At 47.7% G+C, this 25,486-nt stretch carries 20 protein-coding genes; 2 read left to right on the top strand and 18 right to left on the bottom strand.

Features of this window, described 5'->3' with window-relative positions; all coding sequences use genetic code 11:
• Positions 1-16: 16 nt before the first annotated feature.
• The 3 genes from ACSR9A_RS03280 to ACSR9A_RS03270 form a co-directional block, all read right to left on the bottom strand.
• Entirely contained in the window at positions 17-1,057 is a 1,041-nt protein-coding gene (locus ACSR9A_RS03280; protein WP_473755576.1) for an NAD(P)-dependent alcohol dehydrogenase, read from the bottom strand.
• Positions 1,058-1,226: 169 nt separating this feature from the next.
• Positions 1,227-2,093, bottom strand: coding sequence for an amidohydrolase family protein (locus tag ACSR9A_RS03275; protein WP_473755574.1), 867 nt, complete (start codon positions 2,091-2,093; stop codon positions 1,227-1,229).
• A gap of 14 nt (positions 2,094-2,107) precedes the next feature.
• Entirely contained in the window at positions 2,108-5,218 is a 3,111-nt protein-coding gene (locus ACSR9A_RS03270; RefSeq protein ID WP_473755573.1) for a GNAT family N-acetyltransferase, read from the bottom strand.
• Positions 5,219-5,433: 215 nt separating this feature from the next.
• On the opposite strand from ACSR9A_RS03270, the gene ACSR9A_RS03265 reads away from it, so the two are divergent.
• A complete protein-coding gene (locus ACSR9A_RS03265) occupies positions 5,434-6,792 on the top strand; it encodes an amidohydrolase family protein (protein WP_473755572.1) in 1,359 nt (452 codons plus the stop codon).
• A 140-nt stretch (positions 6,793-6,932) separates the two neighbouring features.
• Here ACSR9A_RS03265 and ACSR9A_RS03260 read toward each other — a convergent pair whose 3' ends face one another.
• A complete protein-coding gene (locus tag ACSR9A_RS03260) occupies positions 6,933-7,970 on the bottom strand; it encodes a Gfo/Idh/MocA family protein (RefSeq protein ID WP_473755570.1) in 1,038 nt (345 codons plus the stop codon).
• Between the two features lie 33 nt (positions 7,971-8,003).
• Positions 8,004-8,882, bottom strand: coding sequence for a sugar phosphate isomerase/epimerase family protein (locus ACSR9A_RS03255; RefSeq protein WP_473755869.1), 879 nt, complete (start codon positions 8,880-8,882; stop codon positions 8,004-8,006).
• Between the two features lie 136 nt (positions 8,883-9,018).
• On the opposite strand from ACSR9A_RS03255, the gene ACSR9A_RS03250 reads away from it, so the two are divergent.
• Positions 9,019-9,918 (top strand): helix-turn-helix transcriptional regulator, encoded by a 900-nt coding sequence (locus ACSR9A_RS03250; RefSeq protein ID WP_473755569.1) that lies wholly within the window; start codon positions 9,019-9,021, stop codon positions 9,916-9,918.
• Positions 9,919-10,159: 241 nt separating this feature from the next.
• On the opposite strand, the gene ACSR9A_RS03245 is transcribed toward ACSR9A_RS03250, so the two are convergent.
• From ACSR9A_RS03245 to ACSR9A_RS03185, 13 genes are all read right to left on the bottom strand, one after another.
• Positions 10,160-11,395 carry a cytochrome P450 gene (locus tag ACSR9A_RS03245; RefSeq protein ID WP_473755568.1) on the bottom strand — a complete coding sequence of 412 codons (1,236 nt, stop codon included), beginning with the start codon at positions 11,393-11,395 and terminating at the stop codon, positions 10,160-10,162.
• Between the two features lie 148 nt (positions 11,396-11,543).
• Entirely contained in the window at positions 11,544-12,581 is a 1,038-nt protein-coding gene (locus tag ACSR9A_RS03240) for a TetR/AcrR family transcriptional regulator (RefSeq protein ID WP_473755567.1), read from the bottom strand.
• 24 nt (positions 12,582-12,605) lie between these two features.
• Positions 12,606-13,193: a DUF1349 domain-containing protein gene (locus ACSR9A_RS03235; protein ID WP_473755566.1), complete on the bottom strand. Its 588-nt coding sequence runs from the start codon at positions 13,191-13,193 to the stop codon at positions 12,606-12,608.
• Between the two features lie 80 nt (positions 13,194-13,273).
• The gene (locus ACSR9A_RS03230) at positions 13,274-14,224 is read right to left on the bottom strand and encodes an NAD(P)-dependent alcohol dehydrogenase (RefSeq protein ID WP_473755564.1); all 951 of its coding nucleotides are present in this window, start codon (positions 14,222-14,224) and stop codon (positions 13,274-13,276) included.
• A gap of 112 nt (positions 14,225-14,336) precedes the next feature.
• The gene (locus ACSR9A_RS03225) at positions 14,337-15,323 is read right to left on the bottom strand and encodes a cysteine peptidase family C39 domain-containing protein (RefSeq protein ID WP_473755563.1); all 987 of its coding nucleotides are present in this window, start codon (positions 15,321-15,323) and stop codon (positions 14,337-14,339) included.
• A gap of 45 nt (positions 15,324-15,368) precedes the next feature.
• A complete protein-coding gene (locus tag ACSR9A_RS03220; RefSeq protein ID WP_473755868.1) occupies positions 15,369-16,133 on the bottom strand; it encodes an enoyl-ACP reductase FabI in 765 nt (254 codons plus the stop codon).
• A gap of 44 nt (positions 16,134-16,177) precedes the next feature.
• Positions 16,178-16,876, bottom strand: coding sequence for a 4'-phosphopantetheinyl transferase family protein (locus tag ACSR9A_RS03215; RefSeq protein WP_473755562.1), 699 nt, complete (start codon positions 16,874-16,876; stop codon positions 16,178-16,180).
• 10 nt (positions 16,877-16,886) lie between these two features.
• Complete coding sequence (gene fabD / locus ACSR9A_RS03210) at positions 16,887-18,170, bottom strand: ACP S-malonyltransferase (RefSeq protein WP_473755561.1); 1,284 nt, start codon at positions 18,168-18,170, stop codon at positions 16,887-16,889.
• 139 nt (positions 18,171-18,309) lie between these two features.
• Positions 18,310-19,371, bottom strand: coding sequence for an HAD-IIIC family phosphatase (locus tag ACSR9A_RS03205; RefSeq protein ID WP_473755560.1), 1,062 nt, complete (start codon positions 19,369-19,371; stop codon positions 18,310-18,312).
• Positions 19,372-19,385: 14 nt separating this feature from the next.
• Positions 19,386-20,558 (bottom strand): acyl-CoA dehydrogenase family protein, encoded by a 1,173-nt coding sequence (locus ACSR9A_RS03200; protein WP_473755559.1) that lies wholly within the window; start codon positions 20,556-20,558, stop codon positions 19,386-19,388.
• 2 nt (positions 20,559-20,560) lie between these two features.
• A complete protein-coding gene (locus ACSR9A_RS03195; protein WP_473755558.1) occupies positions 20,561-20,830 on the bottom strand; it encodes an acyl carrier protein in 270 nt (89 codons plus the stop codon).
• Positions 20,831-20,893: 63 nt separating this feature from the next.
• Positions 20,894-21,790 carry a 3-hydroxyacyl-CoA dehydrogenase family protein gene (locus ACSR9A_RS03190; RefSeq protein WP_473755557.1) on the bottom strand — a complete coding sequence of 299 codons (897 nt, stop codon included), beginning with the start codon at positions 21,788-21,790 and terminating at the stop codon, positions 20,894-20,896.
• 28 nt (positions 21,791-21,818) lie between these two features.
• A complete protein-coding gene (locus tag ACSR9A_RS03185) occupies positions 21,819-25,442 on the bottom strand; it encodes a non-ribosomal peptide synthetase (protein WP_473755556.1) in 3,624 nt (1,207 codons plus the stop codon).
• Positions 25,443-25,486: the final 44 nt, after the last annotated feature.

The raw sequence follows: 25,486 nt of genomic DNA, 5'->3' as shown, positions 1-25,486 counted from the left end.
CTTCCTGCTCCTCCTACTATAAAGTAGATATGTCGATTACGAATCGATAACGTACATCACTGCGGATGATACGCTCAAAAGCTTCATCAACTTGATCGGCATCGATAACCTCGATTTTAGGGGCAATGCCATGCTCAGCGGAAAAATCGAGCATCTCCTGGGTTTCTCTAATGCCGCCAACGAGTGAGCCCGCGATGCTGCGACGCTGCATAATCAAGGAAAACACATGGTATTGATCTGGCTCGCTAGGTGCGCCCACGTTTACGAGCGTTCCATCTAACCGAAGCATCGATAAATAGGCATCAACATTGAGATTGGCAGACACTGTATTTAAAATAAGGTCAAAACGATTAGCTAACGCCGTGAATGTAGCGGGATCGCTAGTTGCAAAGTAATGATCTGCTCCAAAGCTAAGCGCTTCCTCTTTCTTATTCAACGATTGGCTCAGTACTGTAACTTCTGCCCCTAACGCATGAGCATATTGGACAGCTAGGTGACCAAGGCCCCCCATCCCTACAATAGCAACCTTCTTGCCTGGGCCGATGTTCCAATGCTTCAAAGGGGAGTACGTAGTTATCCCCGCACATAATAGCGGACTTGCAACGTCCAAATCCAAGGCATCTGGAATGCGGACAACAAAATCTTCTTTAACAACGATTTTCTGGCTGTAACCGCCGTAGGTTTGATTGCCATCGTAATCTAAAGAATTATAAGAATTGATAACGCCTTTTGTACAATATTGCTCCTCTCCGCTGAGACAGTACTCACATTGTCCACAGGAGTCAACGAAGCATCCAACTCCAACCCGATCGCCAACAGCGAACTTTATCACTTCTGTTCCTACTGCGGTTACCACACCGGCCATTTCGTGACCAGGTACCATCGGAAACATGCCGTTACCCCATTCATCGAAGGCATTATGAATGTCGGAGTGGCAAATGCCGCAATATTTAATATCGATTAAAATATCATTCGGTCGTAGTTCTCTCCGCTCCATAACCGTTTTTTCAAAAGGCGCTCTTGCGCTTGGAACACTTAGGACATTCGTTTTACACATATTTTTTCTGCTCCCTCGCTCTGTTTATATTGGTTAATACTACAAGGAGTAGCTTACACTCTGGAGTTCACTCCAAGTCAATAGGAAAACTCGCGAAACGTTAAAATAAAAAAAGCCGCCACATTGGCGACTTTTAACGACTTCCCCTGCACAGGGACTCTTCTCTACCCTATTCTTCTACAAGCAGCTGTTTCAGCTTTGGAAATACCCGCAGTGCATTGTTATAAAAAACATCCTCCCAGTGAGCCTCAGGAATCAGATGCTTTACAAACTGGATATAGGCATCCAGCGGAACAAGCGGCCAATCGGTACCGAACACAAGCCGGTCATATTTTTCGGCAAACACAATGGCACGTCGGAAATGATCCGTATACGTTTGCTCCAGCAGCAACCGTTCCACCTTCGCGGCATCGCCTACTATCCAGCCTGATAGATCTGCGTAGAGATTCGGATTTTTTTCCAGCAATGCGGCTGTTTCCATGACCCAAGGATCACCGAGATGACAAAGCATAAAGGTTAGATTACGGTGCTTCAAAAAGGTTTCTTCCATAGACAGCGGATGCGAATATTTGAGCAAGCCTTTGTCCGAATAAGTCAGTCCTCCATGAATGACGATGGGAAGCTCGTAAGTGGAAGCGAGCTTATATACCGGGTCATAAATTTCATCACCGACATTGTAGTGGTAATAACCCGCATACAGCTTAATACCAACGACATTTTTCGAGCGCAACGATTGTTCCAGCGCTTCGAGCTGACCATCCAGATGCAGGGTTAATGGATTAATACCGACACAAGTAAACAGATTATCAGGAAGCTGGTCGCTCAAATCAAGCAGCATGGGATTAAGGGCTGCGGAATCCGGGAATGCCCCTTCAACCGTTTCCGTAACGCCCATCCCCACACCCGCGATGACTCCAGCATTTCTAAACTCCTTTAGCAAACCGCTTGCTGTGTAATCAATAGCTGCCAAAGTTTGTGCCGTCTCTTTAAAGGCTGCAATATTGGAATAATGGACATGTGCATCTATAATTTTCATTAAAGTTTCCTCTCTTAAGTCAACTGGTCAAAACGAATGTTGAGCAAATCCTGATAAGCTTCCTCCGGGGCAAGCAGATCAGAAATGATATAGAACTGCGGTTTGCTGAATTGCTGCTTTCCGTCTTGCAAAAATAGTTTTTCTGTTGCTAAGGATGCCACTACATGGGTATTCATATGCAGCTCGCTTGAATCAAGCTCTGGGTGGGCCATGAAGGTCAGCCTCTGCTTTCGCTCACGGGAGCTATACTGGAAGATTCCGTTTGGACTGCCCGCGCTATACTGAACCCTGCCAGCCTTATAGGTAATATTTTCACCATTGCTATTTTTGACATGCCCCCTGCTATCCTTGATATCGCTGCTGGCCCGGTAGAAGGTCGAACTGGAAAGGGTTAGCGGGTGCAAAGGCGCACCTGTATTTTGCTCCACCCGAGTGACAGTTGCAAGTACAGGTACCCCTGGCAGCATTAAGAAATAGTGATGGAGCACAAGTCCTCTGAGTTTTGCATGGCTGCTGATCGTCACACTCATTCGGATACCTGACCAGCTATTTCCCAGATTATCTGTAATCGCTGCAAAGGCTGCCTCACGCGGCTCTTCCATGAAGCTCGCTGCGGACATGCCGGATACTTCAGCTGCAATGCCGCCAATCCAAGGATTCCACCAAGACTTGGGACCTGGATGAGGAAAGGAGGAATCGAGCCATTCCACGCCGCTATGCTTTAGTGAGAATAAGGCTGGTGCAAAGCCGCTGCTTGCCTGAATTTGCAAAACCCCATTACCCGCCGTCAGTACTTCACCCTCATCTGCAGGCTCCGTTTGTTGGGATATAGGATGATTCGATAGCGGGAAAATAAGGCGGCTTCGTCCTATTTCATAGGTCTCCATATCCAAACGCAGTGATAAAATGTCGGCCTCAGGACTGGATTTTCTAGTTAGCGACGCAGCTGTTTCGGTGAGCTGCTGCTCGCTGGATATTAAGCAATTCACCGTATCTACACTATCCAATGCAGCAGTTATTTCAATTTCACCGTCCAAAAATGTATTTTTCCGCTCAACAATCCGAACCTCGAACGCTCCTTGGAGAAAGGGATTTCCCTGATTCACAATCGTTTCCAGCTGCTCGGCAGCCCTGAGATCCTGTGACGCTCCATTGTTCTGGGCAAAAGAACGGAAATCGCGCCAATTTCTCCACGTTCCCAGCGCAATGCGGATAGGCTCAGTCTTTACAATACCCCCAGCAGGTATGACACCTAGAGGATGCTCAAGTCCGTAAAGCCAGCCCTCTGAAATGATTTCTAATTGTGCCGGCCAAGTAATCCCCCGTGATGACTGTCCGTTATTAGCAAAAATCCAATTTTCCGTAAACCTATTTTTCTCCCAATAATCGGAGTTATAGGCGTCAGGTCCTTTGCTTAAATCCACATATTGGCCTTCATAAGGAATAATACTGTCCTCCAGATTGAAATGAAAGCTTTCCTTCAAAAATAAGGGCTCATCCGAGGCGGAGGAAGCTTTGCGCTGTACAACATGATGACGGGTAATGATGCCATTGCTGTACAATTTGACGACAAGGGTTAGCTGCAGGTCAACTGCAGTCAAATCATATTCGGCTTCGAGCACCATAGCATCGTCTTGCCGACATGTCACACGCGTGACAGGATTTTTTGCAAATGCTCCACTATAGGGTAAGCCAAATTTGGGATAATGCAGATTCATTACCCCGCGAGCTCCCTCATTAATGGACAGCATATTGCTTGATTTATTTAAACGAGCGGAGTATTGTCCGTTAAAGATTACCCAGTCCTGATCGGTTTCGCCTCCGAAAGCAGCATGTATTCCCGGGAACACAAGACTGACCTCCTGCTGCGATACAAGTAATTCGCCAGTGCCGACCACCTTGTGAATAGCGAGACGATGATGCCAAATGCCATAGGTCAGCAATCGAGCTTCAATGGTAATGGTCTTCCGGCCTCTGGCGGGTACCTTGATACGGACGGAGGGCTGGCTGAAGGAAAGAACAGCATCATCGGCCAGCTCGCAAGCAAACTCAGCCTCTGTCTCGTACTCATTTTCTACTGTTAAATCAATCGCAATAGGTTCGCCGGCATAAATGGGACCAGTTGGTGCTTGAAGCTTTAGCTTCGCTGGAAATTTTGGCTCAATGCCGATTTTGAAGGTAGCTGGCAATCCATTAATGAGCAGCTCCGCTTCAACAACCGGATGTGTCTGAAATAAGTTCTGATCCTCTTGGGTGGCTTGGACTAAAAAGCTACCTTCTATTCGTTCCTGTGACTCAACCACTCTGGATTCATGCAGCTCAAAGCTAATTGCAGCATTGCCAACGCTCTTGATTTCCAAAGCTAGACTCTTCCCGCTTTTATTAACGGCTTCATATACGATCGGATAGCTTGCGCCGAAAGGCAGCTTATGGTGATTTGGAATCGTGGCCTTAATGAGATAGTCATCTGTTTCAATTAGTCTTAACCCGCGTCCCGTCCGCTCATATTCCATCCTTAGATGCAAGGAGCCCTTTTTCCACTCATAAGTAAAATAATCAAAACCTTGTTCTTGGCGTCCATCGGGACTGACCGCAATTTCGCGTATGCTATCCGTGTACCAGTTGATTTCTTCAAAATAATCCTTCACAGCGCCGGTCTGCAATACGGATGGAATCAAGTTCATTAGATGGGTAGTGTCATCCCTTTTCTCCCAGAAAAACCCGCTCTTCTTATACGCAGGGACAGCTTTGGTATTGCCTGGCCACGTATAGAGGTCGAGTCTAGGCCAGCCAAGCTTCAAGGTTTCCTCTAATGCACGCAAAATAAGTCGCTTGCCGACTTTGTGACCGTGATAATCAGGGCGGACATTTAGTAAAGGAATGTACAGGGCACCTGCATCCTCCTTGTAATGGGAGAAGCTGCAATACCCAACAACCTCCTCGCCAGCTATCGCCAAAAATACATGAAGAAATGTACTGTTATGATGTTCTTTAAGAATGCTTTCCTCCGTCTGGAGCGAGTTGTCCCCACCCCAACTCTCATTGCTTGTATTCCACATCGCAGCAATAGAGCCCGCATATCGGGGTTCATATTCGACGATAGTTATTTCTTGATTTCTATTCATAAGAGCACTCACCTCCTGAATTTGCTGCACATTTCAAAAACAAAATTCGACATTTTACTGACTGAACGTTCAGTATATATTGTATCATGTGTGTTTTTTCTGGTCAATTTTCCTGAATCTCTTAATCTATTAGCTTCTTCACCTGCCGGTTTACAAATTGTGTAAAAATATGTAATCTATATTTGTAAACACATTATGTAAAGGAGATGAATAGGTTGAGTAATCGCTACTTAATTAAGAACGGCTATTTTTTAACAATGGATAAAGCTCTAGGAGATTTTAAGAAAGCTGATATGTTAGTTGAGGACTCTATCATTGTCTCGATTCAAGAAGAGCTCGAAGCTTCAGACTGCGAAATCATCGATGCAACGGATATGATTGTCATGCCAGGCTTTGTGGATACCCATCGGCATGTTTGGGAGTCTTTAGTCCGCACGATAGGAACGGACTGGTCACTGCCGACCTATTTGCAAAATATTTATTATGGCGGATTTGGCAGCAAATTGCGCCCAGCAGACAGCTATGCTGCCAATTTGCTAGGTGCTTTGGAAGCGCTGAATGCCGGCGTAACTACCCTTTTGGATTGGACGATGATTTATTCTCCCGAGCATGCAGACGGATTAATTCAGGGCTTGCAAAATGCTGGCATTCGCGCCGTATTAGCGTATGGAGCCTCCGGCGAGACTGAATATTGGGACCGCAGCAGCAAAAAGATCGTTTCCGATGACGTCTACCGCGTAAAAAGGCAGCATTTTTCCTCCGATGATCAACTGCTAACGATGGGATTAGCCATAAGAGGACCGGAATTCAGCCATTGGGACGCTACCGTTCAGGAAATACGGCTTGCAAGAGAACTCGATGCGATCTGTTCCATGCATGTCGGCTTTGGCAGCTGGGGCCCGGATGACCGCTCTATTGAAAAGCTATATAAGGCCGGCCTGCTTGGTTCCGATTTAAATATGGTTCACGCTAATACGATGGGCTATGACGAGTACAAAATGCTTGCAGATTCAGGTGCGTCGATATCGATTACTCCTGAGGTGGAAATGATGATGGGGCATGGCTATCCAGCCACCGGGCTGTTTATTGAAAATGGCGGAACGCCCACCCTTGGCGTAGATGTGGTGACTTCAACCAGCGGAGACATGTTTACACAAATGAAATTTATGCTGCAGGCGGAGCGGGCAAGAACGAACCAGAATCTTTTGGCATCCAAAAACATGCCCGGTGAATTAAGTTTAAAGGCACAGCAAGTCTTGCATTTTGCAACGATAGCTGGAGCCAAAGCTTTAGGATTAGACCGTAAAGTCGGAACCCTAACGCCTGGAAAAGAAGCCGATTTCATTATGGTTCGGATGACAGATTTGAATCTGTTCCCTGCCTCCGATCCGGTGGGGGCCATTGTACAATTTGCAAACCCGTCCAACGTTGATTCCGTATTTGTTGCCGGACGTCCGGTCAAACGTCACGGCCAGCTGCAGCATGTCGATTTAAATCATATACGTAAAATGGCAAACGAAAGTAAAGAATACTTATTTTCTGCTTTTGCAGAAACCACGAATGGGGTCATTTAACCCGTCCAGCTTAGAAATATTTTCAATGGCATATGCATGCTTATATTTGAACAAAAACCGGTCTCCAAAGGTTGGAAGCCGGTTTTTGACCTGAAAATTTAGCCAATGAGCCTCTTAACATTCGCTCATATTTGCCATTATTATTTCATCATATCAGCAATAAGGACCTTCTGCCCAAGCCGCGCGCTCTCCAGCGATGCAAGCACCATGGCCATGCTGTAAATATTATCGCTGCTGTCGGTTTCCGGCTTGCGCCCTTCATCAAGCGCTGCAAACATTTCATCAAGACAGCCTTCGTGGAACTCATTATTCAGCTGCACAAGTCCGCCCTCTATGCGCACATAATCGCGAATAAATTTGCCCGTCTGATCGCTTGGAGCAACAATTTCTGCATAGGGCTCACCGTTTCCGTCCCAGATGGCTGTACCATATTCTCCTGTTATACGCCACTGAGCTTCCCATGACGTAATCGCACCCTCCGCGCACCATGAGCCGCGATAATTAAATAGTGAGCCGTCTGACATTTCAAAAATACAGAGCGCTGCGGCATTTCCTTCATACCAGGAGCCAGGAGGGTTAAATTCATGGCAGTAGACCGATACCGGATTCGCTCCCGATACATACCGAGCCTGGTCGAACGTATGAATCGCCATATCGAGCAGCAGCGGACTGCTCATCGCATCACGAAATCCGCCAAAGTGCGCGCCGATAAAAAAATCCGCACCGATAAAGCCGGTTCGCCCAATGTGGCCATCCGTCAGCAGCTTGCGCAAAGCGCGAATGCGCCCATCGTAACGGCGATTTTGCATAACGGCATGTGTATGGCCCGTGCGCTCCGCCAGCTTCACAATAGACAGGCACTCTTCCATTGATTCCGCCAAGGGCTTCTCGCCAAATACATGACAGCCCTGCTCTAGCGCTGTTTTGCCGATTGAATAGTGACTAGATGGGATTGTAATATCAAAAACAAGGTTCGCCCCCGTCTCCATAAGTGCAGTCTGCAAGCTGGTAAAAGTCGGACAGCTCAATCCTTTACGCTCAGCCATCGCTTGGGCAAATTCCTGTTTGATATCGACCAGACCAACGATTTCCGTATCCTTCCTGCCTAAGGCATAGTCCACCCATCTGTTCGCCATTCCGCCGCAGCCTGCGACAACCACCCGATATTTTGCTGGCATCGTGTTATTCCTCCCGCTTCTCTTCAGCTCGTTTTATACGCTTGGATTTGGAACAAAATCGCCACCTCGGCAGCGCTTCAAATAATTTAAGGCATGAACCTGACCTGTCATTTCCAGCTCGTCCTTGTACACAGGATCATGCCAGCCTTCGATGTCGATTGTGCCTTGATAGCCATTTTGACGCAAAATCGTTATAATATCGCTCCAGTTGCTGTCGCCAAAGCCCGGCGTCCGATGCCACACAAATGGCTGTGGACCATGCACACCGTGCTCCTTCACAATATCCCAAGCGATCGTCGCATCTTTGCCATGAACATGGAATACTTTGCTTGCCCATTTGCGAAGCTGCGGGATAGGATCAATCAGGCTGACCATCTGGTGGCAAGGCTCCCACTCCAGGCCGATATTATCTTCCGGCACTGCGTTGAACATAAGCTCCCACGCTGCAGGATTATGCGCAATATTCCAGTCTCCCTGTGTCCAAGTGCCACCCATATCGCAGTTTTCAAATGCAATTCGCACGCCTTTGTCCGCCGCACGCCTCGTTAGTTCCCCGAACACTTCCTTAAAACGCGGGATGGATTCATCAATCGGCTGGTCCGTCAATCGCCCAGTAAACCCAGATACAATATTAGCGCCAAAGAGCGGCGCATGGTCGATTAAGCGCTCCCAGCTAGCTAAAGTATCCGCATTGTCGCCTGCACCTGTAAGCGGATTGCCGAAGACGCTAAGAGCCGACACCACAAACCCATGCTGATCGGATAACGCTCTTACACGTTTAGCCAATTCCGTCAAATCGGTTTCGCCCGTAGTCTGCCAGAACGTCAAATTAAAAGATTCAAAACCATGTCCCACGATTTGCGGTATAATCACATCGGCATTCCCGCCGCCTACCAAGGTACCTATTCGCATTTGTTCACTCACTTGAATATCACTCCAATATTGGCTTATAGTATGCTTAGCACCTTCATTATAACGAGAGAATTACGAGATGACTCTAAACAATCTTGAGCAAAAGTAGTCTAATCTTGTGGTGGTGAATGATATTATGACGTATCCAAAGGAACTTTGGGAAAATACGCGACTGGAGCATAAGGCTTATCCCATTCAATTATTTCATAACCAAGCACTTGGCATTAAACCGGGTGACAGCATGCTGTATTTGCACTGGCATGAGCATTTCGAGATTATTCTGATGCGGGAAGGCAGTGCGCTGCTGCATATCGACAGCAGACCTTATGAGATATCGCAGGGAGAGCTGATCGTTATTCCGGGAGGCGGCCTGCATGTTGGCTATGCGCTTAGCGAGGGCGATATTCGTTATGATTGTATCGTCTTTAATGCCTCGTTGTTCAATGAGTGGGTTCATGATCCCGTGCATGCGCAGCTTGTTGCGCCTTACCTGGAAGGAACGCTGAGATTTCCTGTCAAACCGCTAGAGCATGAGCAGCATGGCGGCGCTATCGTGAAGCTGCTGGATGAGCTGGTGGGAGAGCTTGACGACAAGCAGACCGGCTATCAACTGCTCGTCAAAGCGAAGCTGTACAGCGTGCTAACACTGCTTGCCCGCCGTTACGACAGCCAGCCGCCAAACAGTGGCAGAGGCGCAGCAGCCTCTCATTTGGCTAACCGCGACCGCTTCAAGCAGCTGATCAAACGGTTGGAATCCGATTTTCAAACCAAAATAACGGTAGAAGCAGCGGCGCGGCAGGTTAATCTGAACCCCTTCCATTTCTGCAAGCAGTTCAAAAAGCTGACTGGGCGCACCTTCATCGAATATGTCAATGTTTGTCGCGTAAACGAGGCACAAAGGCTGCTGCTGCAAACGGCATCTACCATTGCCGAAATTGCAGCAGCAGTAGGCTGCGACAATCCGAATTATTTTACAAAGCTGTACAAGCAGTACAAAGGCGTAACCCCGTCGGAAGCGCGCAAACGGCCATTGTAGCGCAGCACGGTGTTTCCTCTGGCATTGATGTAGCGCTTTCACGAACCAATCAGCTGCCTTTTGTTAATAAAAGAGACACAAGAGGCTCAGCCATGTTCCTGACTGTGTCTCTTGTGTCTCTATCCCCTAGGCTAACCTTTGGCTAACATTCTAGCCTTTTTGATTAATGGCATGGAGCCTCCTATTGCTGATGTTAGCTGAAAGTACCCGAGCCTTCCGCTCAGGAGCAGTGTTTGTTTTTCTATGACTGAAGGATCTTCATCGGCAAATGAGTTAACGACTGCCCTACGGCGGAAGTTGTAAGATGACGCTCCAGGTCAAAGGATTCAACAGCTTCAATTCCCGAAACCTTCTCCACAAATGCCCTTAGGGCAATGCTCAGCTCCATCCTCGCCAATGGGGCACCTAGACAAAAGTGAGGGCCATTGCCAAAGGTTAAGTGCTTTTTGTTATTGGCACGATGAATATTGAGCTCAAACGGATTTTCAAACATACGCTCGTCCATATTCGCCGCGCTCATCCACGCGATGACAACGTCACCTTTTTTCAAATCGACGCCTAACAGATTGTTATCCTGCTTAACCGTACGATGTCGTTTGGAGCAGTGGAACCGGAAGCGAAGCATTTCTTCAACAACTAGAGGAACTAGACTTGGGTCTTTCCTTAATTGATCATACAACGGTTTGCCTTCATTCAAAAAGGAATAAAACATACTAGAAATCGTATGGCTCGTTGTTTCTATTCCTGCTCCTAACAAAAGCATCGATGTCCGGACCACTTCGTCTTCGGTAAACTTTTCGCCATCTACCTCCACCTTCAATAGATCCGTAATGATATCATCGCCAGGATTTGTCCGTTTATCGACGACCATAGGGTATAAAAATTGGTAATATTCCTGGGCAGCTGCCTGCTTTTTCAGTTCAATCTCATCCGCGTTCTCCTCGCTCGCTGGCTGGAACAAAATGTCTACCCAGCTTTTAAAGAGACCGCTGTCCGTAAGCGGGATTCCAAGCAAATCAGCCATTACCATAGCGGGCAGCGGAGTTGCCAGTGCCTGAACGAGATCAATCGTCGTGTTTGGTTTTATGTCCTCCACAAGCCGGTTCGCAATGTCGTTGATTCGAGGCTCCCAGTTTTTTAAGCTGCGGGGTGTAAAAGCAGCAGATAGCAAGGAACGGCTTTTTAGATGGCGTGGAGGGTCTACGTCTGTAATATTCAGCTTATCCGGAGGGGTTCCCTCCCGGTTTTTTGCCCCAACTAAAATGGTTGTTCTGGACCCTTCGCTCGAAAAATATTCATGCTTGCTCAGCACCTGCTTGACATCATCATACCTGAAGACATTCCAGGTATCGGTACCTTCATGATAATATACAGGATGTTCGGACAGCATTTTCCGATACCATTCGAGCGGAAAAAACTCTTCCGATCTAGACTGAAACCGCGAAATTTCATGAACCGCAATCACTTCTTTATACATAAAGATGCCACCTTCCGGATTAGCTCTAGCATAACAATTATACCATTCGTTCATTTAATTGGAATAATTCGTAAGAACTATTTGGGATTTGGCTATTTAAAAGGGGTTGATTATACGACTCGTTCATTTTTTCGCTCGTCCGTTTAGCTTATCTCGGATGTGGCTTGCTTTGCTCCATATAGCACCAGCATTCTTTGGCTATTTTTCTTGCTTCATTCTGATAGGAGCTGGATTCAAATTCGATTTGAAAGGCCGCTAATACCACTTCCACCATTGTTTTATTGAGCTCAGCATCCATAATCAATGATAGAAGCCCTTCTGTAAGTTCTTTGGCTTTGATGGTTGCTTGCGATTGATTTATGGAACGGTTGAACGTTTGAAGTTCAGCCACTAAGCTGTTTTTATCAAGCACGGTCGATTTAGATAATGGGTTGATCAACGCAAGGCTGTCAGGATCAATCATATGTTCATGCCTCTCTTGCATCGCTTTCAACAAAATTTCGACATAATTCAACACCTTGGGCACGAGACTTTTCCAATCCGGCTGTTCGAGGCGAAAATTCCGCCATGTATTGGAAATTTGATGGATCATGCCCAAACAAAAGATAGCTCCTTCATAGGTATAGTCTTGTAATTCTTCACCATATAATTGGGTCAGTCGTCCTGATAACCAATCCAACTGAATTCGGGTCAGATTTTGCAAATCGATTTCCCCTGAATATAAGCCTGTCCAAAATAATTCCAATACAAGCTGCTTTTCCGGAATCGTTATTGGAATGACAAGTTGATCCACGAGCAGGTCGAAATCCGAGGTGTAGTTGCGAGTTTCCAAATCTTTTCGAATGATCATGTCCTCGTGCGTACATTGTTCCAAAATCGCCAGGATACAATCATCCTTGGAACCGAAAAATTTGTAAAATGTGCCTTTGGATACGCCTGATCGCTCCAAAATCATTTGAATAGACGTATTTGCTATACCATATTCCTCAAATAGCACAAGTGCTGTATCAAGCAGTAGTTGTTTGCGTTTATTCATAAGCTCCCCCTGGGTTCTTTCGCTTTGAAATGTATAAAGTGATTGTATCACCCTATGGGCAAAGGAAATAGAGCTTTGGCTGCCTAATAAGCTCGACCGAGTCATAAAAAAACACCCCGGAATCCTTATGGATTTCGGGGTGTTTTCCAAGTAAGTTCGGCAGCCTTATTCCTTTTATTGATGAATCTTCCACTTGCATTCTGTCATTTCAAACTCACTAAATACAGCCTTAAAAGAAGATTGTTCCGGGCTGCAGGCGTAGACGCCAAATTGTATTTCGTCTCCACCTTCGAACAAATGGAATATTCGCATTTGTTTATAACTGATTCCGTCATATGAACTTTCAATGCAATAATCACTTTCACGACGGCTTAATCGATAGTACATCGTCTTTACATTTGCCGGAATATCCGTTGTTGCCCAATCCGAAAACCCATGGTTGGTGACAACACTCCCTAACCGTTGATATTCATCATTTTCAAATTCGATAGAGGCTTTGAACCAGTTTTCACTATTTTGATAAAGGATAACCCCGCACTGGTCATAACGATGTTTACTGTTAAACTCCGTTTTCACAACAAATGAGAAGTAAGGCTCGGCTGTTTTCAGCAATAAAGCGGGGGCAGAATCATTTTGAAAACCGTAATAGGTGCGCTGCCAAAAATCGGTTCCCGGCTCCGTGGTAATCGCAACCTTATTTTGTTCCACGGCATACTTCTTGGGTTCATTAAGCCAAAATGCTTTATGTAGTTCATACTTCACTGTATAGGTCTCCTTATTCATTAAAGTCGATTTGAGACTATGCTCCACAACGACAGTATGGCCTGAATCGACGAGCTTTGCTAGTCTCCAGTATTAATCACAATTTTCCCTCGTACCTTATGAGCTTCGATCAGTATATGAGCATCGACTATTTGAGCAAGGGGAAAACTATGCTCAATGACAGGAATGACCCGCCCCTGCTCGCATAGCTTGCCAAGCATCTCAAGGTCATCAGGTCTTGACTTCGCCATAACTATTCTACCTTTGCGGCCTGTTGACATTCCGGTTGTGAACATAGAGATCAGCGTTGCGATTGAAGGGACAGTGGAAACGTAGATTCCCTTAGGCTTCAGAACACGTCGATTTGACCAATAGCCGAACTTTGCTGCTGCGTCAAAAATCAAGTCATAGCGCTGCTCTACTTTGCGATAATCCTGCTTGTCATAAGCAATGATGGTATTACAGCCAAGCTGTAATGCGAGCTCTGTATTCCGGGAATGACAAACTCCAATTACATGACAGCCCGCTGCCTTTGCGATTTGCACAGCAAAGTGTCCTACACCTCCTGTGGCACCCGTAATGAGAACATGCATGCCCGCGACCATTTTTCCATCGTTATACAACGCCTGAAGAGCAGTAAGTCCCGCCAGTGGAAATGCCGCGGCCTGCTGGAACGTCAATTGCTTCGGTTTTAAAGCTATGATGTCAGCTTTGCAGCACATAAACTCCCCATGAGCACCAGCCTCCCTAGCCGCATTTGTAAAACCACAAACCTCGTCTCCTACTTTGAAGTTCTTCACCTGTGATCCGCATTCGGTTATGATACCTGAGAAATCAGCGCCCAGAATCCGTGGGAAACGCCAACCCGATATAAAAAACAGGCTGCCCGAGCGTGTCCGGTAATCGATGGGATTGACGGAAGACGCGATCACTCGGATTTTCACTTCATCCGCTCGCGGCACAGGCTCAGAAACCGTTTCGATTTTGAAAACATCAGGCTTGCCGTATTTATGAATAACTGCTGCTAGCATGAGCATATAACCCCCTTTTTTTGAATAACGTTACGTGGTCTCATATGTACAAAATAGTACTGCAAAAAAACGCCAAGGTCGATGCCTTGGGCGTTTTTGATAGGGGGACAGCCTAAGCCTTCATCTTCTCCAAGCAGCTTAAAATAAAGGCTTGCTCCCGCTCCAGATTGTCCTGCAGCTTGGCATAGATGCTGCAAGACAGCTTCTCGTCCTCTTTAAATCTGTATTTAATCACTAAATTTCGCAAGGACAAGTAGCGATGCTTCAAATCCGCGCTAGTGTCTAGCAGTCGCTGGTCGTATAGCATGTACCCATGATCCATCAAATAGGCAATACGCTTTTCCATTAAAAGTTTGTGCTCATACAGCAGGTGATACGCACGCAGGTCAAATTTTCTATATTCAGATGATGAGGTATCCATATTCTGTGGATCTGTAAGAAGCCGCTGCAGCGCTTGAAATCCGAATTCGAACTGCTGCTCCACCACCAAATCAAACGTAGGTTTGGAGTATAAATAATTTTGCATGCCGGCAGCAATTTGTTCCATATTAATATCGCATTCAAAGTCTGTGTTGCGCTTCAAAAAGCGAATTTCTGTATAGAAATCGTATTCATCGGACACACACCAATAACCCTCCTCCAGCTCCGAAAAGGGGCATTCCGCCTTTACAAACTGCTCCACAAAGTTGTCTGCGACAAGCGCCATATCCTTGTCCAAATCATATCCGTAAATTAATAGCTCATGCATATGATGACCATTTTTATACGAATCCGTCAAGGATATATAATACCGGTCTACGAAAATATGTACATAATAGCCACGATCTATCGACTCGATAATGACATCCTTTAATGATTTTCCCCATTTGGCAATGACTATGTCCTGAGGAAGCTGATTATAGGATATGCCGGGACAGACTTTGAGCAGGATATGGTGATTGTCAAAAGCGAACATTTCCCATAAATAAGCATATCTGATTTGAATAAAATTATTGAATACCCACCGCCATAACGGTTCGCTTATGATGGAAAACAAGATTCCGTATGGGGTATACGTGCTAACTTCCGGTTCCTGAAGGTAAAGCGCTTTTCTTGACATGACCTGCCTCCTTCCACTCTGTAATGACCCTTTCAGGCTGCTAGCCTAAAAAATATGACAGCCTGCATCGACATGGAGAACTTCACCAGTAATGCCTCGCGAAAGACGACTTAGCAAAAATATTGTCGCATCACCTATCTCATCCTGATCAACATTGCGCCGCAGCGGCGCCTGCTGCTCCATGGCTATCAGCTTATCTTGAAAATCAGCAATCGCTGAAGCGGCCGATGTGAGTACGGGGCCTGCTGACACTGCATTTACACGAATGCCATGCTTGCCTAGATCTTCAGCCAAGTAGCGCACGCTCGCTTCGAGCGCAGCCTTCGCCACACCCATGACATTATAATTTTTCACGACACGACCAGATCCTATGTAGGTTTGCGTCACAATCGCGCCACCCTCTTTCATTAAACCGCGCGCCTGCTTAGCCATAGCCACTAATGAAAAGCTGCTGGCGTTTTGCGCCAGCAGGTAGCCTTCTCTCGTCGTATCTATATACTCTCCTTGAAGCTGATCCGCATAGGCAATGGAATGTACGAGTCCATGAATCGTTCCAACCTGCTTCGCAATGACGTTGAATGCTTCGGCAATGCTCGCATCATCCAATATATCGCACGGGACAACAGCTGCCGCTTCAATGCCATACTCCTGAAGCAGCTTTGTCATTTTGCGCAAGGACTTATCCTTTCGATAGGTGAAAACAAGCCTAGCCCCTTCCCGATGAAGCGCTTTGGCAACTCCCCACGCTAAACTCTTCTCATTGGCTACGCCTGATACGACTATGACATGATCTTTCATCAGCATCGGAATTATCTCCTCCGAACAAGGTTAAAATTTCTCTCAGCAGCTAGCTGTTACTGAAGCGTAGAAAGCATGCTTTCCAACTCCTCGTAATCCAACTGCTTAAAAATGGGCACCGTCTCCTGGTAGGTACACAGTGCCATCGCATGCTCTTCATCTGCAAAGGTTTGCATAAAATAAGCAGCAGAAGCCCCTTCTTCAAGGCTTGCCTCCACTTCGCCGTCCTCCTTGATTAAGAAAGAGAATGAATCAAGCGGGATCGACATTCCTTTGCCCACTGCCTTGATATAGCTTTCTTTCAACGTCCACAGCTGGTAAAAATACGTGAGCTGACGACTGCCAGCCAGACTCATCAGCCTATTATATTCAACCGGAGCGAAGAACCGCTCTGCAATGGACAAGTCCTGTGGCTTCATGAGCTCAATGTCAATTCCAACCAGGCAGTCGCCAAAGGCGCAGACTACCCAGTCACCGGAATGTGACACATTAAAATGGAAGTCGATGGAAGAATGATCTAGCAACGGCTTGCCAAACTCATTTTTGTAAAAAGAAAGCTCAGCATTTGATAGCTTCCATCGCTTGGTAATAGCAAGTCGTGCCAAAATCTCACCCGTCACCGAACGATAGGCATCAATCGGCCGGCGGAATCGCCCGGCCGCTTCCCGCTTGCTTGGTGAAACGTAATTCAACATAACTTCATGCAGCGCCGCAGCTTTCCTCTCGTCCAGCCGCAGCATATAAACCTCTATCATGGATAAACTCCTATCTGGAAATTTTTTCTGCTAGACGCGAAGGAGCAAGATAGTCGTTTAATTCATAATACATACCCGTCTCGTCAATAATTTGATGGAGCCAGCGAGTCTGCTCTTCTACCGAAACCTTCTTCGTATCCAAAATGATTTTCAGCAAATCGAGTGCTGTTCTCATTTGTTCCAAAGTTGGCTTCTCACCCGTCTCCTCAAGACGATCCTGAATCTCCTGAATTTTGCGATACGACTTCACAACCTTCTCCTGATACTCCTCATTATCCCAGTTTTGGTTGAGGGTAGCTACTGCCACCGCCAAGCTGCGCGTAATAATAGTTGGAATATGCTTTCTGAGGCCCGGATAAGCTGCTAAAATTTGCTCGATTTTTTTGCGATCCTCCTTCGTGCCATAGCAGAGCGCTTCAATACCGTCCACGTTCGCCTTCACCATATTGGTCAATACGTTTTTAGGTCCCATTTCGACCGTAAGCGTAACACCTTTATGTTTAAAATATTGCATCGTACGCTCCCATTGTACCGGGCTAGTTATATGCAGCGCAAGATTTTGCGCCACTTTCTCCGAATGCGCCATCGGCTCGGCATTGCGGTTCGTAATGACCGGATATTTGAAGAAACCGTATTCCAGCCCCGACAATTTGTCCAATAATTGGTCGGCCATCGGCTGCATGAAGCTGCAGTGGAACGGAGCGCTGGCAAGCAGCGGCGTTGCCAGTCCGCCATGATTCGCGAGCCTGTCCTCCAGCTCCATAACCGCATCGCTTTCACCGGAAATCGCGGTTTGATTCGGCGTATTATAGCAGGATACCCAAACCTGGCGGCCCTCCAGCTCCATCGCTTTGCATTCATCCACAACCAGCTTGCGCTCGACCCCATCAATAATGGACATCGCTCCAACATCGCTTGCTGCAACCTCGTCGGTCAGTTTTCCCCGTTCGTGCAGCAGCTTCACCGCATCGGCAAAACGAATGGCTCCCGCGCAAGTAAATGCGGCATATTCACCAAGGCTGTGTCCGGCAAGAAATTGCGGGACAATACCGATCTCCTGCATATAAACGCGGAAGCTGGCTACGCTTGATACGAGAATAGCCGGCTGGGCATTTTTCGCTTTGGACAGCTCGGCAAGCGAGCCTTCAAAACAGAGCTTAGCCAAATCATAGCCAAGCACGTCGTTTGCTTCCTCAAACGTTTGCTTCACAATTGCATATTGATCATAAAGACCTTTCGACATGCCGACAAAGTGAGAGCCTTGACCTGGGAACAGAAACGCCATTTTTTCCATTATTACTTCCTCCAATATCATATTAGCCGTATTTTTTCTAACAAACAGGCATGCACGACAATTCAACCTGCTATCCTGCTTCAGCTAAACGCTCTAGCTGATATTTATCGTGAAGCTGTCTTATTTATTTATAAATTCATTAAACACGGCTGATTAAGGTGAGATAGTCTGGGGCACTTTGCAAATGAGCGGCATCATGCTCGAAAATGAGCAGTCCGTCCTGCTCCTCCACTTCCTTGAAGCCGGCAAATTTATACGTAAGCAGCATCATGCGATTACGGTCTGTAGGCACGAACTCGGCGCGTAGTACCGCTCCCGCATCATGCGCCATCTTGGCGACGTATTGCAGCATGATACTGCCTACTCCTCTAGACATAACACGGCATGACATTAACAACAGCTTCAGTGTCCAAATGTTGTCCTTGCATTCAAGCAGCGTTAAACCGATTTTGCCGTACGTGCCGTATTTATCCTCCAATTCGGATATAAGCAGCTTGTGGTTCGGTGAATGACGAAATTCATCCAATTCCTCATAGGAGTAGGTGTAGCCGGTTGCATTCAGCTGATGAGTTCTTACCGTCAGCTCCTCCGCCCGCTTCAAATCGTCTCCCTCAACCGAAGAAACCGTAAACACCATACCCAGTGAGGCGAGGAACTCCTCCTGCGAGCCATCGAAGCTGGATTCAACTTCATTGCGTACGATATCGCTCATATAGAGGCTTCTGCGGTTCCGGGAGTCCTCCGTAATAAAGGTTGGATTAAATTCCGGCCTCTCGAGCAGCCCTTCTGTCTCGGCAGCATCTATGCACAGGACGTCAGGATGGTTGAAGCTGACCTCTTCCCGCTCAAACGGCTGATCGTCGATAAAAGCAATCGTGTCCATCCCGATATTAATCGATTCGACAATCGTCTTGATCGCAGCTGATTTGCGGTTCCAGCTGATTTGCGGATAGATGAAATATTGCTCAATCCCGAGCTCTCTCATTTTCTCCATCGCCACATCATGCTCATTGCGGCTGGCAATCGACTGCAGGATACCACGCTCATCCAGCGTTTTAATGACGTTCACAATATCGCTTCGCAGCTCAACAGTCGTATCTTCCATTAAGATACCGTTCCAAATCGTATGGTCCAAATCCCACACGACGCATTTAATTTTACGCTTTGCGGTATCCTTCTTCTCCTCAACATTGTACGCCACAGGCATTCATCTCCTTATGAATTGGCTGTTTGAGCCATTGTCCGCCCTGCTCGGCGGCTTGTCACGAACTGCTGCTCAGCAATTAGCATTTCATGCATCTGCGACGTTCCCTCGATGATTTCATTAATTTTGGCATCGCGGAAATAGCGTTCCACCGGGTACCCGCTATGGCAGCCGTTAGCTCCATGTATTTGCACCGCATCGTTAGTAATTTTGGTCAGCATAGTCGAAGCAAAATATTTAGCCGTCCACGTTTCCATAATGCTGTCGGGATCGCCGCTATCCCGTAAATATCCAACTTTATAGCAAAGCATTCTAGCCGCCTTCACCTGTACGGCCATTTCAGCAATCATCTTCTGAATCAATTGATTATCCTGGAGTGGCCGTCCAAATTGGACTCTTGTGCTGCCGTAATCTAACGAAGCCTCCAGGCAGGCCTGCGCCAAACCAACACAGCCGCAGGCTATCGTATATCTGCCGTAATCGAGACAGGGCAGCGCAATATGCGTCAGTCCCATGCCGAGCTTGCCCAGCAAATTTTCTTGCGGAATTCGGCAGTCGGAAAGCACAACTTCGGCGATCATAGAGCCTCTTGCACCAAGCAGGCCGGACATGGGTAGTACCGTTACCCCAAGCCGCTCCCGCTCTACGAGAAATGCCGCTGGCTGGCCCTCGCATTTGGCAAAGATGAGAAACAAGTCAGCAATTTGTGCGATCGTAATCCATTTTTTGCGGCCATTTAATACGTATTCATTCCCGTCTAACACTGCCGTTGTTGCGATGCTCTTGGCATCGCTACCAGCGTTCGGCTCCGTTAGGCCAAATGCTGCCAAAGCGCTGCCCGTCGCCAGCTTGGGAAGCCACTCGCACTTCTGCTGCTCCGTTCCCCAGCGTAAAATCGCAAGGGATACCATTCCGTGAACGGTCAACAAGCTTCTTGCTGAGGAGCAGCCGCGCCCTGCCTCTTCGTTGAGAATGCCTAGGGTCACGTTGTCCAGCTCCATACCGCCGTATTTTTTAGGCAGCATGGATCCCAGATAGCCGGCTTCTGTCATTTTCCGGAGCATATCCGGATGGATACGCTCCTCGCGGTCATTTAGATCAGCTAGCGGCACCATTTCGTTATCAACAAAAGCACTGAACTCATTTTGCCAATTTTCCTGTACCTCAGTCAGTTCAATTTTCATCCTTAACCTCCCGAAACTTGTGAAGACTGCTGATCGACTGCTGCTTTCTCTTGAATCAGACTGACCATCCGATTAATGGTGCGGAAGTTGTCCAAATCCATGTCACGGCTATCAATAGTAAGCGCAAACTCCTTCTCCAGAAACATAACCAGCTGCATCGCGAACAGTGAATTTACAAATCCTAGGGCGAAAATATCCTCATCGTCACCAAGCTCATGCTTGCGAAAAAACCGCGATAAAAACTTTTTAATTTTCACTTTCTTTTCTTCCATTATTGACACTCTCCTCATCCCGATTTGGGTGAATCTATTATTAAATCCATTCATGACTAAGCATTAATACGTATAAAATCCTTGACCGCTTTTGCGGCCATGCAGCCCCGCGTCGACCATTTTCCTAAGCAGCGGACAGCAGCGGAACTTCGAGTCCTGATAGCTTTCATAAAGCACATTCAAGGAATGCACGACCGTGTCCAGGCCGATCAAGTCAGCCGTTTCGAGCGGACCCATCGCATGTCCGTAGCATTTTTTGAAAATTTCATCGACTTCCTCCGCCGAAGCCACCTGATCCTGCACGACATAAGCAGCTTCATTCATAAACAAATGGGAAATCCGATTGGATACAAAGCCCGGATAGTCGTTAACGACGATCATTTCCTTGCCCATGGCGCCCATAAGCCCGTCAACCGCACGGATACATTCCTCAGAGGTGTGAAAGCCGCGAATGACCTCGACCGTTTTTTTGGTGGGCACCGGATTCATGAAATGAGTGCCGATCACTTGCGGTGCGCGCTTCGTAACAGCCGCCAGCTTTGTAATGGAGATACAGGACGTATTAATCATAAAAATGCATTCTGGCTGGCAGATGCCATCAATAAGCTCATAAATGCCGCTCTTGACGTCCCAATTTTCCGTTGCGTTCTCGATGACAAAGCTGACGTCGCTGAGGCTATGATGCTCCGTCGTAAATGCGATGCGGTCCATAATTGAATCTGTTGCCTCCAAGTTTCCTGAGGAGCCGAACAGCCCGCGAAATCGCAGCTGGGTGGCAATTTCCTCCCTAGCTTGTTCAAGCTTCGCATGCTCAATATCGACCAATACAACCGCTAAGCCTGATTGGGCGAGTGCTTGGGCAACCCCTCTTCCCATTACACCTGCTCCGATTACCCCGATTTTCACAGCGATCTCCACTTCTTTCTTCATTGGATTTTGATAGGCCAGCTTTCGCCCCATACCAGTCCGCTTGCTAGCAAAATGCTGCCTAGTAAGTCGATTGGCTGCCTTCCAGCTCAAGGGTCTGAGGATGAATGACTACGAGCTTTGCCGCGTATTCCCGCTCCAGAGCAAGTGCCGCGTCGAGCTGCACGTTCAGTTCAACCGCAGCCTGTGCACTTAATTTGGCGGAAAAAACCGCTTTGGCCACTAGGGACCGGATTTGCTTCCAAGCTTCCAGGCTATTCACAACCGCGCTCTGAAGCTCCAAATACCCACCGGCTAATTGCTCATAGCGATATTGGTCCACGAGCTTGGCATTTACCATTTGATTAAGCGTATCAAGCAAGCTTTCGCCATAATCTTTAATTAGCTGCCCAGCCTGTAGAGCTTGTTTAACCTTTTCCAGAAATCTGCACAGCGCATGCAGGCTGCCTTCCAGAAGCTGCTGCCTATGTGCAGCGGCGGAAGCAGTCGTTTCTAGCAAGCTATCAGGTGTAGACCCTACACCATCAGAAGTGACAGCTGAAAATTCATAATAAACAGGCGTTTCGCTGCCAAAATGGTCCATAAAACCAAGATGCCCCTGCAGCGTATCCTCGTAACTCACCCATCTCTTCTCATAGGTCAGCCTTTCGATATGGTCATGCTCAATAACGCCGAACCTCTGCGTGCTGTCATCAAAGCCGAATACGAGCCAGGAATGCGGCCAATGCCTCTTCTGGTACGTTTCCGTCCGGTCTGAGGCGTAATAGCAGTCAATTCGCACAATGACCGGCTTATGGCTGAGAACCGCTCGTTTGAGTTCCTCGATTACGGAATGGCCGACCTCTCTCGTTTCCATCCCTATGCCCATTCCAAGCAAAAGCTGCTCTAATGGCTTTGCCGCTGCATAATCTACCTGAAAGTGGACCGTGTCCTCGTCATAGCGATAGATGACCGTATCATTTGCTAGAATAGGCAGCAGACTTTGCTGGTAGTAGGATAGAATCGGAAACAGCGAATGATAGAAACATTCCTTGTAAAATAAATCGTTAAACGGTTTGATACGCTCATCATGCCTCAGCGTCATCATTGCTGCACTAGCGAATGTATCAGATCCAGCTGCCGCTTGGCTCCTTTGAGCAAAAGGCGCTGCTGCTTCACCGTTCATTCTCCTCAGGAAACCCCTAATTGTCGGGTAACGGTAAATATCCTCGCTTTCAAAGGACAATCCCGCTTTCTCCAGCTCAACCTCCAGCTTCAATGCTTTGAGCGAATGTCCGCCGACATTAAAGAAATCATCGGTTACGCCAATCGTCTCTAGCTCCAGCACAGCCTTCCAAATGAGCAGCAGCTTCTCCTCCTGTTCATCTGCTGGCGGCTCGCCGATGAATAATCCACTGACCGCTTCATAAGGACTGGGCAGCTGCTTTCGGTCTATTTTTCCGTTTGGCGTATACGGAAGCTCGCTCAGCGGAATATAGAACGAAGGCAGCATATAATCGGGAAGCCGGGAAGCTATTGCGCTTCTTATGACATCCGCGAGCAGAACGGCCGAGGATACGTAGTAGGCGCAAAGAATGGGGCTCCCCGCGCTGTCCTCCTGCGCCATGCAAACGGCGGCTTTAATCTGCTCCATGCTCAAAAGTGCAGACTCTATCTCGCCCAGCTCGACTCTAAAACCCCTGATTTTCACCTGATGATCGATACGCCCCAGAAATTCGATTTCCCCGCCAGGCAGCCGCCTTGCCAGATCGCCTGTCCGGTACATTTTCCCACCGCTTCCGCTTCCATAAGGGCACGGAACGAATCTATCGGCAGTCAGCTCCTCCCGGTTCCAGTAGCCGATAGCTACGCCATCTCCGGCGATGCACAGCTCCCCAGCCACGCCTTCCGGCAGCAAACGCAGAAGCGAATCAACAATATACATTTGCGTATTGGCGATGGGTGCCCCCAGCGTTATGCTGCTCGCACTCGTCACATCCTTGACAGAGGACCACACCGTCGTCTCTGTTGGACCGTACATATTATAAATACTTGCCCCTCTGCACCTTTCTCGAAGCTGGTGAAGCAGCTCATCCGGGAAAGCTTCCCCGCCTACCATAAGCGTCGTTATTTGATCCATGCCTGCTTCCGCCCCGTTATCGTTCAGCAGCAGTTGAATCCGGGAAGGCGTCGCCTGCAGCAGCTCGATCCGATTATGCGTCAGCCACCGCTGGAGTAAGGCTGGATTTTGCTGCTCCTCTTCGCCCGCAATGACGACAACCAGACCTTGCGTCAGCGGCAGGAGCGTCTCCAGCACGAATATATCGAAGCAAAGCGTGGTAACGGCAGCAATTGTTTTTCCTCCGGTGAAGGCAGGGATTCGGGTTGTAATGCCTGTAATAAAATTAACAACTGCCTTGTGCGGAACCAGCACACCTTTCGGCAGGCCAGTAGAGCCCGATGTATAAATTAAGTAAGCAGCATCCTCCGGGTCGTTCACATTAGACAGCAACGGATCGAATTCTCCATATACCCGTCTGTCATCGAGATTTACGGTTTCCCCTTGAAAATCAACATGGCTGATTAGTCCATCCTGTGTAAGCAGTACGCCCGCCCCGCTGTCGGCCAGCATATGCTTGATCCGGTCCGGCGGATAAGTTGGGTCAATGGGCAGATAGGCACCCCCAGCCTTGAGCACCGCCAAAATAGCAACCATCATTTCCAAAGAGCGATTCGTCATGACAGCGGCAACCCGCTGCCTGCCAATCCCCTTGCTGCGAAGCAGGCAAGCTAGCCGGTCCGAGCGATTTTTAAGCTCCCCGTAAGAAAGCTCATTCCCGTCAAAACGCAAGGCGGTCCAATCTGCCGTATGCATGGCTTGACTGTCAAAGAGCTCATGTACCGTTTTATCCTTTGGATAAGGTACAGGCGCCAGATTAAACCGATCAAACTCGTCCATTTCCTCCTGTGAAAGCATGCTTATCTGGTTCAGCAGCTTATCGGTACTGTGAAGCACCTCGCCGAGAAAGCCCACAAAGTGGTTGAAAAGCCGTTCCATGTATCGCTGCGAATACATGGAACGTTCATAAAGCAGCTCCAATTGAAGGCGATTGCCTTCATTTATGAAATAAAAGGTAACCGATGCTTTCGAGTCCTGCATGTATATGGGTGCATGCAGCGTATTCAGCGCAACGACTGTTTTAAAAGCATGGACAACGGCTTCGGGGTCCTGCTTAAGCAGCCTGATGATAGCTGGAAAAGGAATGTGCTTGTACTTCCTCGCCTCCTGCACCGTTTGGCCAACGCGCTGTAAATATTCCTTGAAGGACAACGCTTCATCAATAGGAACCTGCAGGGCGATCAACCGGTTGGGAGCCGTGCTTTCTGCCGTTTGTTGTCCGGAGGGCATTCCGGCGGTCACGATCTCCTCACCTGTATATCGATGAAGCATATAGAGCGCACCTGACAGCAAAAACGCATACAGGCCTTGCTGGGAGTTCCTGCAAACGGTCAGCAGCCTTTCAGTCAAAGCAGGCGGAATCGGGCCCTTGATTAAATCGACCGCTCCCTGACGCAAGCCAGCATTTTTCAGATCGCCCTCAAAGGCTGTCGGCTCAGCTGAAGGATCGAGCTTGCTGAGCCAATACTCCCGTTCCTCCTGCCACTTGCCACTCGAGAGCAGCATATTTTCCGAATAGGAATCCATATTCATTCCCTCCCTTCTTTTCTACATGCTTGATGGCACAGGCG

The sequence above is a fragment of the Paenibacillus sp. R-74696 genome, assembly GCF_055814915.1.
Note: the sequence above shows the minus strand (reverse complement) of the source record. Positions and strands in the feature narration are given on the sequence as shown.

Excerpts from the sequence above, each read along its gene's own strand:
- ACSR9A_RS03280 (WP_473755576.1), bottom strand. The coding sequence starts at position 1,057 with ATGTGTAAAACGAATGTCCTAAGTGTTCCAAGCGCAAGAGCGCCTTTT.
- ACSR9A_RS03275 (WP_473755574.1), bottom strand. The coding sequence starts at position 2,093 with ATGAAAATTATAGATGCACATGTCCATTATTCCAATATTGCAGCCTTT.
- ACSR9A_RS03270 (WP_473755573.1), bottom strand. The coding sequence starts at position 5,218 with ATGAATAGAAATCAAGAAATAACTATCGTCGAATATGAACCCCGATAT.
- ACSR9A_RS03260 (WP_473755570.1), bottom strand. The coding sequence starts at position 7,970 with ATGCCAGCAAAATATCGGGTGGTTGTCGCAGGCTGCGGCGGAATGGCG.
- ACSR9A_RS03255 (WP_473755869.1), bottom strand. The coding sequence starts at position 8,882 with ATGCGAATAGGTACCTTGGTAGGCGGCGGGAATGCCGATGTGATTATA.
- ACSR9A_RS03250 (WP_473755569.1), top strand. The coding sequence starts at position 9,019 with ATGACGTATCCAAAGGAACTTTGGGAAAATACGCGACTGGAGCATAAG.
- ACSR9A_RS03245 (WP_473755568.1), bottom strand. The coding sequence starts at position 11,395 with ATGTATAAAGAAGTGATTGCGGTTCATGAAATTTCGCGGTTTCAGTCT.
- ACSR9A_RS03230 (WP_473755564.1), bottom strand. The coding sequence starts at position 14,224 with ATGCTAGCAGCAGTTATTCATAAATACGGCAAGCCTGATGTTTTCAAA.
- ACSR9A_RS03225 (WP_473755563.1), bottom strand. The coding sequence starts at position 15,323 with ATGTCAAGAAAAGCGCTTTACCTTCAGGAACCGGAAGTTAGCACGTAT.
- ACSR9A_RS03215 (WP_473755562.1), bottom strand. The coding sequence starts at position 16,876 with ATGATAGAGGTTTATATGCTGCGGCTGGACGAGAGGAAAGCTGCGGCG.
- fabD (WP_473755561.1), bottom strand. The coding sequence starts at position 18,170 with ATGGAAAAAATGGCGTTTCTGTTCCCAGGTCAAGGCTCTCACTTTGTC.
- ACSR9A_RS03200 (WP_473755559.1), bottom strand. The coding sequence starts at position 20,558 with ATGAAAATTGAACTGACTGAGGTACAGGAAAATTGGCAAAATGAGTTC.
- ACSR9A_RS03195 (WP_473755558.1), bottom strand. The coding sequence starts at position 20,830 with ATGGAAGAAAAGAAAGTGAAAATTAAAAAGTTTTTATCGCGGTTTTTT.
- ACSR9A_RS03190 (WP_473755557.1), bottom strand. The coding sequence starts at position 21,790 with ATGGGGCGAAAGCTGGCCTATCAAAATCCAATGAAGAAAGAAGTGGAG.
- ACSR9A_RS03185 (WP_473755556.1), bottom strand. The coding sequence starts at position 25,442 with ATGGATTCCTATTCGGAAAATATGCTGCTCTCGAGTGGCAAGTGGCAG.